Annotated in this window: 10 protein-coding genes; 9 read left to right on the top strand and 1 reads right to left on the bottom strand. The window is 41.0% G+C overall.

What is annotated here, in order from left to right; translation table 11 throughout:
• The first annotated feature begins 114 nt into the window (after nucleotides 1-114).
• The 8 genes from KXJ59_RS08210 (at nucleotide 115) to KXJ59_RS08175 (ending at nucleotide 11,245) form a co-directional block, all read left to right on the top strand.
• Entirely contained in the window at nucleotides 115-1,494 is a 1,380-nt protein-coding gene (locus KXJ59_RS08210) for a Gfo/Idh/MocA family oxidoreductase (RefSeq protein WP_295203054.1), read from the top strand.
• A gap of 4 nt (nucleotides 1,495-1,498) precedes the next feature.
• Nucleotides 1,499-2,869 (top strand): putative oxidoreductase C-terminal domain-containing protein, encoded by a 1,371-nt coding sequence (locus KXJ59_RS08205; protein WP_295203052.1) that lies wholly within the window; start codon nucleotides 1,499-1,501, stop codon nucleotides 2,867-2,869.
• Nucleotides 2,866-3,948: an alpha/beta hydrolase-fold protein gene (locus KXJ59_RS08200; RefSeq protein ID WP_295203050.1), complete on the top strand. Its 1,083-nt coding sequence runs from the start codon at nucleotides 2,866-2,868 to the stop codon at nucleotides 3,946-3,948. Before KXJ59_RS08205 ends, KXJ59_RS08200 begins: the two co-directional genes overlap by 4 nt.
• 1 nt (nucleotide 3,949) lies before the next feature.
• Entirely contained in the window at nucleotides 3,950-5,884 is a 1,935-nt protein-coding gene (locus KXJ59_RS08195) for a sialate O-acetylesterase (protein ID WP_295203047.1), read from the top strand.
• A gap of 72 nt (nucleotides 5,885-5,956) precedes the next feature.
• A complete protein-coding gene (locus KXJ59_RS08190; protein ID WP_295203046.1) occupies nucleotides 5,957-7,504 on the top strand; it encodes a hypothetical protein in 1,548 nt (515 codons plus the stop codon).
• Nucleotides 7,505-7,531: 27 nt separating this feature from the next.
• Entirely contained in the window at nucleotides 7,532-9,076 is a 1,545-nt protein-coding gene (locus KXJ59_RS16000; protein WP_363265861.1) for an alpha-L-arabinofuranosidase C-terminal domain-containing protein, read from the top strand.
• A gap of 91 nt (nucleotides 9,077-9,167) precedes the next feature.
• On the top strand, nucleotides 9,168-10,460 hold the full coding sequence (locus KXJ59_RS08180; protein ID WP_295203044.1) for a hypothetical protein: 1,293 nt from the start codon (nucleotides 9,168-9,170) through the stop codon (nucleotides 10,458-10,460).
• Between the two features lie 11 nt (nucleotides 10,461-10,471).
• Nucleotides 10,472-11,245 (top strand): polysaccharide deacetylase family protein, encoded by a 774-nt coding sequence (locus KXJ59_RS08175; RefSeq protein WP_295203042.1) that lies wholly within the window; start codon nucleotides 10,472-10,474, stop codon nucleotides 11,243-11,245.
• Between the two features lie 157 nt (nucleotides 11,246-11,402).
• Here KXJ59_RS08175 and KXJ59_RS08170 read toward each other — a convergent pair whose 3' ends face one another.
• The gene (locus tag KXJ59_RS08170) at nucleotides 11,403-15,095 is read right to left on the bottom strand and encodes a T9SS type A sorting domain-containing protein (protein WP_295203040.1); all 3,693 of its coding nucleotides are present in this window, start codon (nucleotides 15,093-15,095) and stop codon (nucleotides 11,403-11,405) included.
• A 647-nt stretch (nucleotides 15,096-15,742) separates the two neighbouring features.
• Between KXJ59_RS08170 and KXJ59_RS08165 the strand changes: the two genes are divergently transcribed.
• Nucleotides 15,743-18,706 carry a SusC/RagA family TonB-linked outer membrane protein gene (locus KXJ59_RS08165; protein WP_295203037.1) on the top strand — a complete coding sequence of 988 codons (2,964 nt, stop codon included), beginning with the start codon at nucleotides 15,743-15,745 and terminating at the stop codon, nucleotides 18,704-18,706.
• The last annotated feature ends 2 nt before the right edge of the window (nucleotides 18,707-18,708 follow it).

The following is an 18,708-nucleotide window of genomic DNA, read 5'->3' as shown; positions in this document are numbered from 1 at the left end:
ATGATCTTAATAATATCAATACACTCAAATGGATTTGTGTTGCAATTAAGTATGTAACAATAGAAAACCTATTGTGGCTTTGTTGATCATATTCATCACATAAATCAACTCAAGATGAAAAAAAGAAAGCAATCGCGCAGGGCATTTCTCAGTAATTCACTGAAGGCTTCTGCTTTGCTGGCATTCCCGTCTATTGTACCTGTTAGCGTGTTTGGAAAAAATGCGCCCAGTAACCGTATCAATGTTGCTGCTATTGGGGCAGGACGAATATCGAGGATTCATGATATGCCGGGTGTATGGCAACACAACTATGCACAACTCATGGCAGTTTGCGATCTTGATAGTAAGCGTGCCGAAGAAGGCAGGAAACTGGTTAATGATTTTTACAGCAAAAAAAATGGCGCTCCTTACGATGGCGTAAAAATGTACACCGACTACCGGGAACTATTACAGAATAAAGATATCGACGCCGTTCTCATCAGCACACCCGACCACACACATGCCATGATTGGTGCAGCAGCAGCAAGGGCAGGCAAACATATCTATATGCAAAAGCCTGCTTCTCTTACCATTGCGGAAGGGAGAATTATCAGCAATGTAGTTAGCAAAAGCGGGGTAAAATTCCAGATAGGAAGCCAGCAAAGAAGCAGTGAACAATTTCGTTATGCTGCAGAACTGGTAAGAAATGGCAGGATTGGTGATTTGAAAACTGTGTATGTTGGCTTACCCGGCGACCCGTCTGGTGGCAACAAAGAACAAATGCCTGTTCCATCGAACCTCGATTACGATTTATGGCTCGCTTCTACTCCCGAAGTGTATTATACAATTGACAGGGTGCATCCACAAAGTGGTTATGATCGTCCGGGCTGGTTACGTTGTGAGCAGTTTGGTGCGGGGATGATTACAGGCTGGGGCGCGCATCATATTGACAGTGCTCATTGGGGTATGGGAATGGAATCAAGTGGCCCCGTAGAAATCTGGTGCGACAAAGCAGAGTTTGCTACCGGAGGGTTATGGGATGTGCATGGCATATTTAAAACCGGAGCAAAATATGCCAATGGTGTTACCATGATTGTTAGCAATGAATTTCAGAACGGCATAAAATTCGAAGGAACAAAAGGATGGATTTTTGTTTCAAGAGGCGATTACCAGGTTACATCTACAGACCCAACCAAACCAGGTGAAAGAGCAAAAAGGTTAGACGCAAGCGATCCGTCCTTACTGACTTCTGTTATTGGTGAAAATGAATTTCGTTTTACAGTGAGTAAAGCGCATCATGGTAACTGGCTGGAAGCCATCAGGGATAATAAAGCAACCATTGCACCTGTTGAAGAAGCACATCGTGCCTGTTCGGCCTGTCTGCTTCATCATATTGCCATGAAATTGAAAAGAAAATTATACTGGGATCCTAAAACAGAAAAATTCAGCAACGATGCTGAAGCCAATGCCATGTTAAGTCGCCCACAGAGAAAACAATACGAAGTAAAAGAGTAATTGAATGAACAAAAATATCATCCCCATACTATTTTTTACACTGATAACAGTGTCGTGTACTGAATCAAAACAGATTGATCAAAAACCTTTTCAGCTTGTTACACTTGATCCGGGCCATTTTCATGCTGCATTGGTACAAAAAACCATGTACGCAGATGTTGATTCCATAGTACAGGTTTATGCACCAAAAGGAAACGACTTACAGTTGCATCTCGACAGGATTAACAGCTACAACAGCAGGAAAGAAAATCCTACTCACTGGAATGAGCAGGTATACACGGGAGCCGATTTTTTTGAGAAAATGATTGCTGAAAAGAAAGGAAACCTGGTGATACTCAGTGGTAATAACCAAAAGAAAACAGACTATATTTTATCATCTCTACAAAACGGGTTTCATGTATTGGCCGATAAACCAATGGTAATTGATGCAACTGGTTTTGACAAATTGAAACAGGCTTTTTCGATAGCTGCTAAGAACAAATTGCTGTTATATGATATTATGACAGAAAGATTTGAGATCAATACCATTTTGCAAAAAGAATTATCGATGCTGCCCGATGTTTTTGGTACTCTTGAAAAAGGGAGTATTGATAACCCGGCCATTACCAAGGAAAGCGTGCACCATTTTTACAAGTTTGTATCTGGTGCTGTACTTACAAGACCAGCCTGGTTTTTAGATGTATCGCAACAGGGTGAAGGTATTGTTGATGTAATGACACATCTTGTTGACCTGGTGCAATGGGAATGTTTTCCGGAAACAGTTATTGATTACACCAAAGACATTGATGTATTAAAAGCCAGACGTTGGGCCACTCCTGTAACACTAAGCCAGTTTAGTGCCATCACGAAGCTAAATACATTCCCTTCCTTCCTGCAGCCGGTGGTTACCGATTCTGTTGCGAAGGTTTTTTCCAATGGTGAAATTAACTATACTGTTAAAGGTGTGCATGCAAAAACCTCTGTAACATGGAACTATAAAGCACCGGAAGGAACAGGCGATACACATTACTCCATTATGAGGGGAACCAAAACCAATCTCATTATACGCCAGGGAAAAGAAGAGAACTATCAGCCGCAGTTATACATTGAACCGACCAGGAAAGAAGCTAACTATCCAGCTGTATTGTCTGCTGCCATACAAAAGCTCTCAACTAAGTATCCGGGTATTCAACTCGTAAAATCTACAAAAGGCTGGGCAGTGAAAATACCCGATTCGCTGAAAGAAGGGCATGAAGCACATTTTGCACGTGTAACAGAAAGCTACCTGAAATACTTAAAACACAACAATATGCCTTCATGGGAAGTTCCCAATATGCTGGCTAAATATTATACAACCACCACGGGGTTAGCACTAGCATTAAAAACAAGTCAATGAAAAAAATAGTCTTCATATTGGTGCTGTTTTGCACAGTTCCTGCTGTAGCACAATATGCTCCGGTGAGCATTCCGGGTTCAGAAATACGTTTTATCCAATCTGAAATTGTAAATGGGCAGGAATATGAATTACAGATTTTATTACCGGGTGGTTATAGCAACAGTACAAAACAATATCCTGTTGTGTACTTAATGGATTCGCAGTGGGACTTCCCTTTGGTAAAATCTATTTATGGCCAATATTACTATGACGGTTTTATTCCTGAACTTATTATAGTAGGTGTTACCTGGGGAGGTAAAAAACCAAATCCCGACAGTCTTCGGGCGAGAGACTACACCCCTACCCGCGAAGCAAGACTATTACAAAGCGGAGGTGCCGATCGGTTTCTTTCATTTATGAAAACCGAATTATTTCCATTTATAGAGCAAAACTACCGGGCGAGTAAAGATGAACGAATCCTGATGGGATGTTCACTAGGAGGTTTATTTACCATTTATGCCATGCTTACACATAGCGAAATGTTTTCCGGGTATGCTGCGGCCAGCCCGGCAATTGGCTGGGATAATCAGGTACTATACCAGTATGAAAAAATTTTTTCTGAAAAGAAAATTGATAAGCCCATTCGTTTATACATGACCATTGGCGACGTGGAGAGAGGACGTTCTTCATTTGAAAAAATGGCTTCTTTTCTTATTGATAAGAAGTATAATAATGTACATATTCGTTCAAAAGTTTTGGAAAACACCGGACATTCCGGTACTAAGTCTGAAACCTATACAAGAGGACTTCAGTACATTTTTGAAAAAAATAAACTGGCGTTAAGCAATGAGCAACTCGAGAAATATACAGGAACCTATCAGTTACCCAATGGCTCAACAATTGAATTAAAAATAGAAGACAAAGAACTGTATTGGTTCTCTGGCCCTCAAAACAAGACCAGGTTATTGGCAAATACAATACATCATTTTTACGCCACGCATGAATTTTTCAATCTCTATTTCAAAATAAACACAAGCAAGGTAGAAGGATTTGACTGGACAAGATATGGCAGTACACAATTCATTAAAAAGATCAATTAGTATGAAAAAAATTGTTTTTGCATTACTTGGCATGTTGCTTCTTCAAAATGAAACACAATCCCAGATAAGGCTACCCAGACTTGTAAGGGATAGTATGATTTTACAAAGAGATACAAAAGTGAATATCTGGGGATGGTCAACACCGGGTGAAAATATTACGGCTAGTTTCAACGGGAAAAAATATCAGGCTACAGCAGACACCGATGGCAAGTGGCTTTTTCAACTGGTACCAATGAAAGCCGGGGGACCTTATACTATGGAACTAAGTGGCAAAAATAAAATCATACTAAAAGATATACTTATAGGAGATGTATGGTTCTGTAGCGGACAGTCGAACATGGTACATCAACTGAATATTCATGATGTTACTTATGCAAAAGATATTGCAGAAGCCAATAATCCGGAGATCAGACAATTCTGGATACCAACATTAACCAGTTTACGCGGTGTTCAGGATGATCTGCCTTCCGGTTATTGGAAATCAGCTGTTGGTGAAGATGTTCGCCCTTTTTCTGCAGTAGCATATTTTTTTGCAAGAAAAATATACCAGCAATATAAAGTTCCCATTGGCATCATTAATGCCAGTGTAGGTGGTACGCCTATTGAAGCATGGACAAGCGAAGAAGGCTTGAAAGATTTTTCTGCTTTAACCGTAAGCATCCAGAAAAATAAAGACACTGCTTACCTGAATAGTTTGAACCGCAGACCGGCTGGCAATTTCAACAGACCCTCACCACCTGCCGATGCAGGGTTGACTGGTACTTTAAAATGGTTTGATCCTGCATATGTTCCTGTTAACTGGCGTAACATAAATATTCCCGGTTATTGGGAAGACCAGGGCGTAAAGGATTTAAATGGTGTGGTATGGTATCGTCGTGAGGTAAACATACCTGCTTCCATGGTTGGCAAGCAGGCAAGGGTTTTCCTTGGCAGAATTGTTGATGCAGATGAACTTTATATCAATGGAAAACAAGTTGGGAATACGACTTATTTATATCCGCAAAGGAGATACTATGTTCCGGGCAACCTGTTAAAAGCAGGTAAGAATACTTTTGTTATTCGTGTAACCAATACCAATGGTAAAGGTGGATTTGTTCCTGATAAGCCTTACTGCATTTTTTCGGGCACAGATACAGTTGATTTGAAAGGTGACTGGCAATATAAAGTTGGATTGGTTAATCGCCCTGTTAGCGGTGGGGGTTTTGGTGGAGGGGGCATCAATGCGCAAAATCAGCCTGCCGCTTTGTATAATGCAATGGTGGCACCTGAAATTAATTATACCATTAAAGGATTCTGCTGGTACCAGGGCGAAAGCAATGCAGGAAGACCACAGGAATATGAAAAACTGATGCGTGCGCTGATGAATGACTGGCGCAACAAATGGAAGCAGGGTACATTACCTTTTCTTTATGTACAGTTACCGGGTTTTATGGATTACAACTATCTCCCTTCTGAAAGTGGATGGGCCATGTTGAGAGAAGCACAACTAAAAGCATTAAGAGCACCCAACAGTGCCATGGTTGTAGCCATTGATTTAGGTGAATGGAACGATATCCATCCGGATAATAAAAAAGATGTGGGTGAAAGAATGGCGTTGGCTGCTTTAAAATTGGCGCATGGAGAAAATATCATTTACTCAGGCCCTCTTTTTAAAACAGCTACTATTGAAGGCAACAAAATCATCATCAGCTTTGAACACACTGGCAGCGGGTTAATTACAAATGATGGAGAAGAACCTGGCGATTTTGCCATTGCTGGCGCTGATAAAAAATTCGTATGGGCCAAGGCTAAGATTGAAGGAAATAAAGTGATTGTATGGAGTGATGAAATTACTCAGCCATTGTATGTGCGTTATGCATGGGCCGATAACCCAGTGCATCCAAATCTCTATAACAAAGAAGGTTTGCCAGCTTCGCCTTTCAGAACCGATCAGTAATGTTTTATGCAGATACAATGTACTTATACAATAAAATGGGCTCATCATATGGGTATTCAAAACAAGTAACAGATGAAAAAAATATCATTGTTCAACTTATTCATCATCTTTTTTTACGGGGTAACTGCACAAACAATTGTTGTAGACAGCAGCAAATACCCAAAACCTGTAAACTTTACTACACAACAGGATCATCAAAACATGATGCAGCAATTGGGCATTAAGCGATTAAGGCCCGGCCCTAATGCCAATGAAAATGCAGCCAATCCAGCCAATTACGATGAGGCAAAAGCAAATCCATGTCCGGAGTTACCGGATATCCTCACAACAACATCAGGAAAAAAAGTAGCAGGTGCAGACATGTGGTGGAAGGAAAGAAGACCTGAACTGATAAACGCTATTGAAAAAGAATTGTATGGACGTATTCCAAATAAAATTCCTAACATAAACTGGAAAGTAAAAGTAACCGACAGAGAATTTATCGGCAGAACTCCTGCAATAGTTAAGCAGTTGGTAGGATATGTTGACAACAGCGAATATCCTTTATTGAATGTAGACATTAACATGATGCTTGTTGTACCTACCAATGTGAAAGGTCCTGTACCGGTATTGATGATGTTTGGTTTCCCTTCTTTTCCCGCACCTGCACAACCTTCTCCTGCCGATCTCGAAAAACTAAATACTGCATTCAAAGAACTGATGATCAAAAATGATCCGTCGATGAAAGTTATTTTTGATCGTTATCCTGCTTATTCACCTATCACCAGGTTGGCGGGTGCCAATCCATTTGCAGCTCCGCCACCCGGAGATCCTTCACCTACTGAGCAGTTATTGGCTGCCGGTTGGGGTTACCTCACTATTGAGCCCGGTAGTATTCAGGCAGATAATGGAGCTGGATTAACCAAAGGAATTATTGGTTTGGTAAACAAAGGACAACCCCGCAAACCAGAAGACTGGGGTTCGTTGCGTGCTTGGGCTTGGGGAGCTTCACGAGCTTTAGATTATCTTGAAACAGATTCACTGGTTGATGCAAAAAAAGTAGGTATTGAAGGTGTATCACGTTACGGTAAAGCCGCATTGGTTACGCTTGCTTTTGATCAACGTTTTGCAGTAGGATTAATCGGTTCATCTGGCAAAGGGGGAGCTACTTTACATAGACGCATATTTGGGGAAGCAGTTGAAAGCCTTACCAGCAGCGGAGAATATCATTGGATGGCCGGCAACTATTTACGGTATGGCACATCTGAATCGGGTTTTGGTGCAAAAACAGGTTGCGACCTGACTGTTGACTCTCATGAGCTGATTGCACTGGCAGCACCAAGATTAACATTTATCAGTTATGGTATTCCTGAAAAAGGAGATGCTAAATGGCTTGACCAGACAGGTAGTTATATGTCTACTGTTGCTGCCGGTTCAGTATTTAAATTATTGGGAGCAAAAGATATTGGCGTATCGAATGACTATCTGAAAGAAAAAATGCCGCCGGTACTAACGGGTTTGTTAGATGGGCAATTAGCCTGGCGCCAGCATGATGGCGGACATACCGATGCACCGAACTTTAAGCATTTTATTCCATGGGCTTCTCGTTTTCTTAATTATGAAAAAAAAGCTGCACAATAATCGTTTATTCAATTTAAAACCAAGCATATGAAAAAAAGAAGTATCCTTTTGATAACAAACATCATACTGTTTATGTGTATAGCCTCTGCACAAAATAGTATTATACTGCGCACTTCAGAGGCGAAAGACACCATCAGTAAAAACATATACGGACATTTTGCTGAGCATCTTGGTCGCTGTGTGTATGATGGTTTATATGTAGGCGATAATAAAAAGATTCCCAACAAAAATGGCATTAGAACAGATATAGTAGAAGCGTTGAAAAAACTGAAAGTAGGTGTACTTCGCTGGCCCGGCGGATGTTTTGCTGATGGATATCACTGGATGGATGGTATTGGCCCCAAAGCACAAAGAAAACATACAGAAAATGTAGCGTGGGGAAATGTGCGAGAGAACAATGCTTTTGGAACACACGAATTTCTTGAACTCTGTGATATGATAAAAGCAGAGCCTTATCTCGCGTTGAATATGGGAAGTGGTACAGTACAGGAATCTTCCGACTGGGTTAAATATGTAAATCATGCCAATAGCAGCAGTTATTTAACCGATATGCGTGCCAAAAACGGCAGGTCAAAACCATGGAACGTAAAATACTGGGGCGTTGGTAACGAGTCATGGGATTGTGGTGGCAATATGACTGCAAGTCAGTACGTAAGTGAATACAGAAAATATGCTACACATATCACCAATTATGGCAACTCTGAGAATTTGTTTCGTATTGCTGTAGGACCAGGTTCTGAAGATTATAACTGGACAGAAACCGTGATGCGCGATATCCCTTCAAAACTGATCGAAGGTCTTTCTGTTCATCACTATTCTGTGATCAACTGGTCGGCTAAAGGCTCAGCTACGCTATTTCCCGAGCAGGAATATTTCCGTACCATGGAACAGGCATGGCGCATGGAAAGGTTTATTACAAAGAACAGTGAAATAATGGACAAATATGATCCGAAGAAAAAAGTAGCGCTTATTGTAGACGAATGGGGTGGCTGGTATGAAGTGGAGCCGGGTACTAATAAAAATTTTCTCTATCAGCAGAACACGATGCGCGACGCTATGATTGCCGGTTTATCACTCAATATTTTTCATAACCATGCTGATCGTGTTCGTATGGCTAATCTGGCACAAATTGTAAATGTGTTACAGGCTGTTATTCTTACTAAAGAAGAAAAACTCATCCTTACTCCTACCTATCATGTAATGGAGATGTACAATGTACACCAGGATGCTGTAATGATTCCTGTAACCGTAACCAGTGAAGATTATGTAATGGGAGATAAGAAACTTCAGGCAGTTTCTGCTTCGGCTTCAAAAGATAAAAACGGAATTACACATGTTTCATTGGTTAATATACATAGCACCAAAGAACAAACCATTACCATTAACCTTGGTAACTCTGGAGCAAAATCTGTTACAGGACGTATCCTTAGTTCATCTAACATACAAGACCACAATACATTCGATAAACCAAATACAGTTGTACCTGCTTCTTTCAACAAAGCCACATTAAATGGAAATGAACTAAAAATCAGTCTGCCCCCATTTAGTGTCGTAGTACTCGAATTAAAATAAATCCCTCGTATACTACTTACTTACCCCTGATTAAAATACCGAGTAAGCAGTACATGAAAAGCATATATATCGTTTATCATAAAACCTGTGCATGAAAAATATTCTTTTCAGTTTTTGTATACTGTCTCTGTTAATAGCCTGTAAAAAATCAAAAACAGATCCATCTGTCAATCCACCATCCAGTACTCCGTCAGTAACCATTAGCTATGCTCCGCAAACCACTTACCAGACCATTGCAGGCTTTGGTGGCGCCAATCGTATGTGGGGAACACAATCACTTACACCCGCAGAAGCGCAGAAAGCTTTTGGTATGGGTGTTGACGAATTAGGGTTAAGTATATTCAGGGTAAGGTTATCTTCTAATAAAACTGAATGGCCCATTATTATCGAAGCCGTGAAAGAAGCCAATAAAAATGGCGTTAAAGTATTGGCGAGTCCATGGTCGCCCCCTCCCGCATTAAAAGACAATAACAGTGATATACGGGGTAGATTATTACCACAAAATTATACAGCGTTTAAAAACTATATCAATGAGTTTCTGGCCTATATGAAATCAAATGGGGCCACAATTGATGTAGTATCTATTCAGAATGAACCCGACTGGACTCCTACTTATGAATCCTGCGACTGGACCGCTGATGAAATGATTAACTTTTTAAACGCGCCTGGTCAGATTACAGGTGCAAAAGTAGCGGCTCCTGAATCATTAAATTTTAATCAGAACATGACTAATGCAATTTTATCGAACGATGCTGCTGCGCAGAAAATTGATATTGTTGCCGGACATATTTATGGTGGAGGATTGGCAAAATTTCCATTAGCGGAACAGAAACAAAAAGAAATATGGATGACAGAATACCTCTTAAACCTGAATACAGGTAATACAGGGGCAGCCAAATGGAGCACTTATACAGAAGCTGCCAAATGGGGAGAGACTATAAAAATGCTTGTTTCTGTGCATGACGCAATGCTGAATAACTGGAACGCATATATCTGGTGGTACCTTCAGCGTTATTACTCTTTTCTTGGTGATGGAGAAGAAGGCACTACCAATGGTGCCGTATTAAAACGTGGCTTTGCTTTCTCCCATTTTTCAAAGTTTATACGACCGGGTTTTGTACGCATTGGCACAGATGCTACCCTGAATTTTTACCTGAAACTATCGGCCTATAAAAAAGATAATCAGACTGTCATGGTCATAATTAATCCCGAAGCTTTCCCGATAAACAATGTACAGGTAACCGGAATTACACAAACAGGTGTTGTATCTTATACCAGTTCTGAAACAATGGTCATGAATAAAAAAACATTAACCATTTCAGATAAAAAAGTAACATTTGATGCGCCCGCGAACAGTGTTACCACATTGGTGATTACTAATTAATTTTCAATATTATGAGAGCCCTGCTTTGTTTCTTGCTATTTTTTACTGTTGCACGTATCGATGCACAACCCTGGAACGGGAAAAAATGTGCCGTGGTAATTACATATGATGATGCCCTTGACCAGCATCTCGACAATGCAGCACCATTACTCGACTCATTGGGACTTAAAGCCAGTTTTTACGTTACTGCTTTTTCCAATTCTGTACAGAAAAGAATGAATGAGTGGAAAAATCTTGATAAAAAAGGGCACGAATTGGGCAATCATACCCTTTTTCATCCTTGTGTAGGTGGTAAAGGGAGAGAATGGGTAAAGCCTGAATACGATATGAGAAGCTATACTGTTCAGCAAATGATAGACGAAACCCGCATGACCAATCTTTTTTTGCATGCCCTGGATGGAAAAACTAAAAGAACATTTGCCTATACCTGTGGTGATATGAAAATTGGAGACTCTGGTTTTATCCATGCGATGAAGAATGATTTTGTTGCCGCCAGAGCCGTAAGGAATCAAATGCACAAAATCAATGAGATTGATTTATACAATGTTGATTGTTATATGGTGAACAATCATTCAGCAGAAGAAATGATTGAATGGGTAAAAAAAGCGGTTGCCACTAATTCTTTACTGGTTATACTTTTTCATGGTGTGGGTGGCGGAAATGGATTGGATGTATCGCTCAGTGCCCATCGTCAGTTTCTAACCTACCTCAAACAAAATGAAAAAGATATTCTTGTTGCACCCATGGTAGAAGTAGCAGCTCATATTAAGTCTTTCCAAAAATAATCTCCTCACGAAATCTCTGCGTTCTCCTTTCTCTGCGGTGAATCATACTCAAATCATCACCGCAGAGAAAGAAGAACGCGGGGGTAGACCGCAGAGAAAAAAGAGGCCCGCCAAATGGCGGGCCTCAGGCATTAAGCAATTGGTATGGCAAGGGGGATTAACGCAGTTTCATTAACTGAACCACTTTATGGCTTGAGCCCTGTAGTAATTCAGCATAGTAAATACCCGGTTTGAAATCATGTCCAATCTGAACAGTGCTGTTGGCATTATTATTGGCTTTTGCTTCTACCATCCGGCCAGTAGCATCTGTTACCCTGATCTGTACTGCTGCCTGGCTGCTGCTTTGTAATTTCAGGGTGAAATAACTGGTTGAAGGATTTCCGATAACCTGCACTGTAAAGCTTTCATCAGTTGTTTTGTTCTCTGCTGTTGTGAACTGTGAAGAAGTCCATCCGCTTGAAACAACCGGTAAAGCATTACCACATGAATAACTATTCCAGGTAACGTTTGGCAGTGTGCTTTCCAGGTTCTGTGTAATAAAGAAACCTGTCATGAATACATTGGAATTTGTACTGCTGCTTCTGCCATCAGGGTTCAGTTTTATGAGGCCTTTTGGCAGGTATACATTTCCTGTGAACTGAATATTGGTCCCGGTAACAGTAAAGCGCTCATCATCATTATTACTGTCGCCCATGTAAAAAGTAACTTTTCGCTGATCGGGGTTTACTCTTGTGTTAGACATGAGTTGTGCACTGCCCGTAATTTTCATTTCTGCATCTGCAGCAAAACGTACGGTGGTATTGGCTGAACTTGTTCCGGCTTCCACTACCATATCGGATATATTGATCACTGAAGCAGTAAACTGTACCCGTGCGCCTGCACCAATACAGATTGTTTTAAAATTATCACCGCTTAAAACCACATTAGCCCCTTCACGGATGATCAGGTCTGCATAATTACCGCTTAAAGTGACTGTAGTATTCCTGTTCACAGTATAATTACGCAGGTTTTTTGTTGAGGCCGTATTATACTTCATGCTTGGAAGTGTTACAGTTGCTCTTCCCAATATTACAGATGCGAGGTTGATACCCGTTCCGTATTTATATACCTTGGGTGCTTTTACAAATGCACCCATTCCTGCGACTGAACTGTTTTGTTCAAAAATGGCCCTTCCCAGCGTGTTCATCACACCTACACTTCCTGTAACCACTTTATTGCCAACACCCAGTTTTACATCATTGGCTACAAGGATTGTATAATTGCCCGCAACCGTCTGTTTGTTGTAAACATATGTAACAGGTGAAGAAGTGCAACCGTTTGAAGTGGTGGTGGTTAATTCATAGGTTCCATCAGTATTCGTTAAGCCAAGACCAAGTGTTTGTTGAGTTGAAACTGTTGTTGTACCCTGCTTCCAGGTATAACTTGCTCCCGGAGCAGCATTGGCGGTTAATACAAGCTGGTTACAAAAGGCATCGGGTGTACTTACTGTATATGCTGCAACCGGCGCTGCAGTGATGATTACATCTGTAGAACCCGTTTTTATATTTCCATTTACATCCATTACCGTAAAAGTGATAGTGGAACTGCCTACATTAAAATTACCACTGGCATCCAAACCAGTTCCTGTTCTGTTGGTGGCACCTGTGATGACATATGACACAGAATAGATTCCACAATTATCTGTGGCTACTAATGATGGCACCTGATAATTGCCCGATGCATTATAACACAACGTAGTGGCAGGCATGGCTTCGATGGTCGGGTTTTCATTATCGATTACTGTTACATACTGAGAAGCTGTATCGGTATTACCGTTACTGTCTGTAATAGTCCAGGTAACTTTTGTAGTTCCAATCGGGAAGAAAGCACCTTGGAAATCTTTGGTTACAGAAGCGTTGTTAGCACAATAGCTATAGGTTTCGGGTGTTTGAAGTGTTACAGTACCACCACAGGCATTGGCATCATTCACCACACTGTAATCAAACAAAGGGCGAACGAATGTGGCCAGGCCGGCAAAACCGTTTGCCATTGGATATATATTTCCCAATGCTGCATTTACGGCTGTTGCCTGTACTGTATCTCTATAGATAAAATAAGTTCCGGAATTGCCAGGAATATTACCTGCTATGAAACCGGTTCCTCCACCCGGAAATGCATTGGCTTCCAATACACCATGAATGGTATTGGGTACTGCTCCGGTTAAAGGATCCTGATCGAAAAAGAAAATATGGGTAGCTCCCTCGCCCAGGTTTCTGTTATAAAAAGTATTACAACTGATAGAAGTAGCATTACCTCTTGTACGTAAACTTGATCCTGTTGTGGTAACACCATCAAAAATATTTCCGGAAATAAAAGCACCAATTACATCGATAGTTATCTGTGTATTTCCCTGAAAACATCCGGAAGCACTATTGTATCCACCGGTTGTACCAATTACCCTGTTATTGGTAAAACTTACATTCTTCGAATTGGTTACAGTATTGCTTCCTCCTAATACTACTAATTGTCTGGGAATATTGTTACCGGCTACAAATTGTCCCGTAGAACCGCAACCGCCTGGTTCTGCCCCCGCAAATGTTTTACCCGAAAAAGTATTCTGATTGATGATGATATTGTCAATAGCAGTATTAAAATTGGAACCGATACCATGTTCTCCATTTGCTACAATTTCATTTCCCTCGATACGGATATTGGTATGACTTCCCAATAAATAAACAGCACCCGTTTCTGATGAACCATTACTATCAAAACCTGTAATGGTAAAACCTTTACCGGGAGCACCAATGGTTACATTATTAGTACCAGAACTAAGTGCAACAGTATTTAGACCAATAACGGTTGAATTAATATGTGTTACAGAAGCTCCTCCGGTAGATAGTAAACTAATACCCTGTTTGTTGATGGTAATATTACCAGTATAAGTTCCTGGTGCAACGATGATTTTACCACCGGTTGCAACACGGGGGATAGCCTGTGTAATAGTTGCATACGGATCACGAACAGACCCATTTTTGGTAGTACCTGCATAGGAAGCATCTACATATACAATAGACAAAACAGGAGCTCCATATGAGCTGTGCTGGTTTTCGATGTTTGCATTATTATTTGCTGCACTCACTGCAGCGATATCAGTGTATTTATTCACTGCAGCATTCAGAATGGCAATATCATAATAATTGGCATTAGCCCCAGAACCCCATTGGTTACCGGTAAAACTGATGGAACAGTCTGATAACAGTACCCATCCACGGGTACCGTACACATGATTATTGGCAATGGTACCTGTTACATTGTTATTGATATAGCCGGGTTGACGGAGATTATAAATGGTATTATCATGAATATTCAATCCGGTTAGTCCGCCCGATATTTCCAGTGCACGGGAAACATTTCCACCGGTCATGGCATATTGGCCACTGATGGTACATCCTGCCAGTTCAAAATTACTGGCCTGAACGCCAATAAGGTTATGGCTGGGTGAATCATCTGTTTTAGTAATTACCAGGTCGCGGATGGAAACCTGTGGAGCGGTTACCAAAAACAGATAAGCGGAACCACTGGTTTGAATGGTTACCGACCCGGCAATACCAACCGGCTTGAGTGTAACTGATTTATTCAATTGAATGGTAGAAGATTGAACATAAGTACCGGCACCTATATGAATGATGTCTCCAGCTGATGCAGCATCTACTGCTGCAGTAATAGTAGCTTTAGCTGTTGCAGCACTTAATCCATCGTTCAGATTATCCCCATCTGTGGCAGAAACGTAGTAATTCGTTTGCGCCTTTGTAGTGATACTGATCAATACAATAGATAAAAGGGTGAGAAAAATGCGTAGCTTTTTTTCCATACGTTTTCGTTTTGGGGTTAGTTAGGGTTACAAAACGTTAATAATCAATTGCATATTAACTGTTAATTCAATGTGGAAAAAACGGTATTTTTTAGAAAATGTACGGTGTTTTCCTCGCAGGGATAGTAGAAAAAACCTGGCTTGATTGATCAATATTTCAGCCTTTTGTTAATTTTCCAGGAGATTTTAGCCGGCAAAATCGACCATAAATATCCTCTTATTTCAAAAAAAATAACACTTAAAAAATTCATTTAAATATACTTGAGCATATAATAAAATAATATTTATTTATTTTTTTGTTTGCATTAATCTTTTATTAACATTTACACCTATTAATGCAGCACTTTGACCCGCTGGTGGTCTTATTTAAGGTGCTGATGCTTCGATCCTGCCTTTAGAAAAACTGACGTTGTGAGATTTTGTGCTGTAGATAATGAAATATCATTTATTCGAAAGAAGCATCGTTTGTCATTTAAACTCACTTTACCATTTAAAAACAGTAAAAAAGATACTTTTTGAGGTATTGGATAGAAAAATACCGAAAAGAAAGAAATTAATCAAACACCATTAAAATTTTCCATCACCTAAACGAAAATGTACCCACTACATTTTATGAAACAAGCCTAAACTTTTAAAAATTGGAACAAATGAGAAAACTTGTATCACTACTGACGGTGCTTATGCTTTTTACAGCATCTGCATTCGCTCAAAACAAAACTGTTACCGGTAAGGTAACAGAATCGAATGGTACACCTATTTCCGGTGCTACCATTAGTGCCAATGGCAAACCAGTTGGCGCCACCAGTGCGAGTGGCGACTTTTCGGTTGCTGTGCCTACGGCCACCACTTCTATCGTGGTTACTTCCATCGGTTATAACGACCGTACCGTAACCTTAACAGGAAGTGCTTTATCCATTACATTAACTACTGCAGATGCCAACAGTGTATCTGAAGTTGTTGTAACCGGTTATACCAGCATCCAGCGTAAGAAATTCTCTGGTGCCATTGCCAACGTATCAGCCCAGGAGGTGAAGAAACAACCTTTTGGTTCATTCGACCAGGCCCTTCAGGGTCAGGCTGCGGGTGTTTCTGTTATTGCCAATAGCGGTCAGCCAGGTGCTAATGCCGTTGTTCGTATCCGTGGTAATGGTTCAATCAGTGGTGGTAACGTACCATTATATATTATGGATGGTATTGAAATTACTGCTGCTGACTTCTCCAGCTTAAACCAGGGCGACTTTGAGCGTGTTGAATTGCTGAAAGATGCCGTGGCTACAGCTATGTACGGTTCTCGTGGTGCAAATGGCGTAATCGTTATTTCTACCCGCCGCGGTCGTGCAGGAACACTGCAACTGAACTATGATGCTCAAGTGGGATGGAGCACATTGCCTCAGGATCGCCTGGTGATGATGAACAGCGATCAGAAAATTACCTATGAATTACAGCGTGGTAACCCTTACGGTTGGACTACTGCTGAAGCAGACAGCTTACGCAAAGTAAACTTTAGCTGGAAAGATGCTTTAATGCAAACAGGTATGACCCATCAGCACATGATCAGTGCAAGCGGTGGTACTGCTACCAGCAAATTCTTTGCTTCATTATCTTATATGGATCAGGAAGGTATCGTTCAAACTACTGGTTTAAAACGTTATACTGCCCGTATCAACGTAGACAATACCATTAAAAACTGGCGCTTTGGTATTAACCTGCAGGCAGGTTTCTCTAAACTGAAACAAACAGGTGAAGCCAATACAGGTCTGGCAACTCCATTGAATGCTATCCGTTGGTCTAACCCTTATGAAAGAGACAGAGACCCAAGAACTGGAGATTTTCAGCAATTCGGTGGTCCTGGTTACCTGACTTCTGGTCAGCCTAACGGTGCCATGGAACTGTTCCTTGATTATAATAATTCTATCCAGATAAAAACAGTGGCAACCAGTTACCTGGAATTCCATTTCCCTTTCCTGAAAGGTTTATCTGCCAGAACTAACTGGGGTATTGATTATACCAATAACGAATCTACAGCATTTAACGACCCACGTACCGCAGGTGCTCAGGCAAGAGCCGGTGCATTGAGCAGAAATAGTGCCTGGAATTTCCGTTATACCGGAACTACTTCTATCAACTACAAGCAAAACTTTGGTAAGCATGAGTTTGATGGTGGGATATTTACAGAAGTTGTTAAGAGTGATTCAAGAAACTTTGGTTTTACCGGTTATGGTTTCACTAATGGCTTTACCAACGAAGCAGGTTTAACTGCAGGTAGTACCGCCAATGCTAACTATATCCCTGCCATTGGTGGTGGTGGTAGCAGAAATGGTATCCAGTCTTACTTCGGTATTTTCAACTATGGTTACGACAGTAAATATTACCTAACCTTAGTAGGCCGTCGCGATGGTTCTTCACGTTTTGGTGTAAACAACCGTTATGCGAACTTTGGTTCTGTGGGTGTTACATGGTCTGTTTCTTCGGAGAAATTCATGGAGAACAGCAAATTGTTTGATAACCTGAGTTTACGTGCCAGTATCGGTACAACCGGTAACAACAATACACAGGCTGGTGACTTCCCTATTCCTATCTTCGGTCGCTCTACCTATGCAGGTGTTAGTGGATGGTCTCCAGGATCACCAGGTAACTTAGACTACCGTTGGGAAACCAACCGTACGATCAACGTTGGTATCGACTTCTCTATCCTGAAAAGAAGACTGAGTGGTAGTATTGAATTGTATGACAGAAAAACACTTGATCTGTTCTATGCACTTCCAATCGATCCGTCTATCAGTGGTTTTGGTAGCATTCCAAGTAACTTCGGTAGCTTACGTAACCGTGGTATTGAATTATCACTCCGTGGTGATGTGTTAAGAGCAAAAGATTTCTCATGGACTATTGCTGCTAACCTCACTTACAACCAGAACAGAATTATTGACCTGCCTACAGACTCAGTTGTAGCTGGTATCACTATCCTGAAAGAAGGAAAAGCGCTGAATACTTTATACCTCGTTCCGTATGCTGGTGTTAACCCTGCTAATGGTAACGCGCAATACCAGAAGAAAGATAAGAGCACTACCATGGTATACACACCAAATGATAAAGTGTACCAGGGTACTTCAGATGCCCCATGGTTTGGTGGTATCACTTCATCATGGTCTTACAAAGGTTTCGACCTGAGTGCTCAGTTGAACTTCTTCCTCAACAGGGTACAGTATAACAATGATAAAAACAACGTAGTTAACCCTACTTATTTCTTTGATAATATGTGGGTTGAACTCTTGAAAGAGTGGAGAAATCCCGGTGATATTACCAATATCCCAAGACCAACATCTGGTGCTACCGCTTTAGGCCCATCCAATCCTTATCAGACACAAACTACTTTCTTCCTGGAAGACGGCAGTTTCTGGAGATTACGTAACGTAACATTAGGCTATACTGTTCCGACTAAATTGTTGTCGAAAACAGGTATCCGTTCTGCCCGTGTATTCGTTCAGGGTCAGAACTGGTGGACTGGTACTAAATTCCAGGGCTTTGATCCTGAAGCAACAGGAGTATCGCTGGTGGGTGCACAATACCCAGCACTGGTACAAACAACCATCGGTCTGAATGTTGGATTCTAATC

The sequence above is a fragment of the Sediminibacterium sp. genome (assembly GCF_019264485.1).
Taxonomy (GTDB): Bacteria; Bacteroidota; Bacteroidia; order Chitinophagales; family Chitinophagaceae; genus Sediminibacterium.
This window is presented reverse-complemented; position numbering and strand designations above follow the sequence as displayed.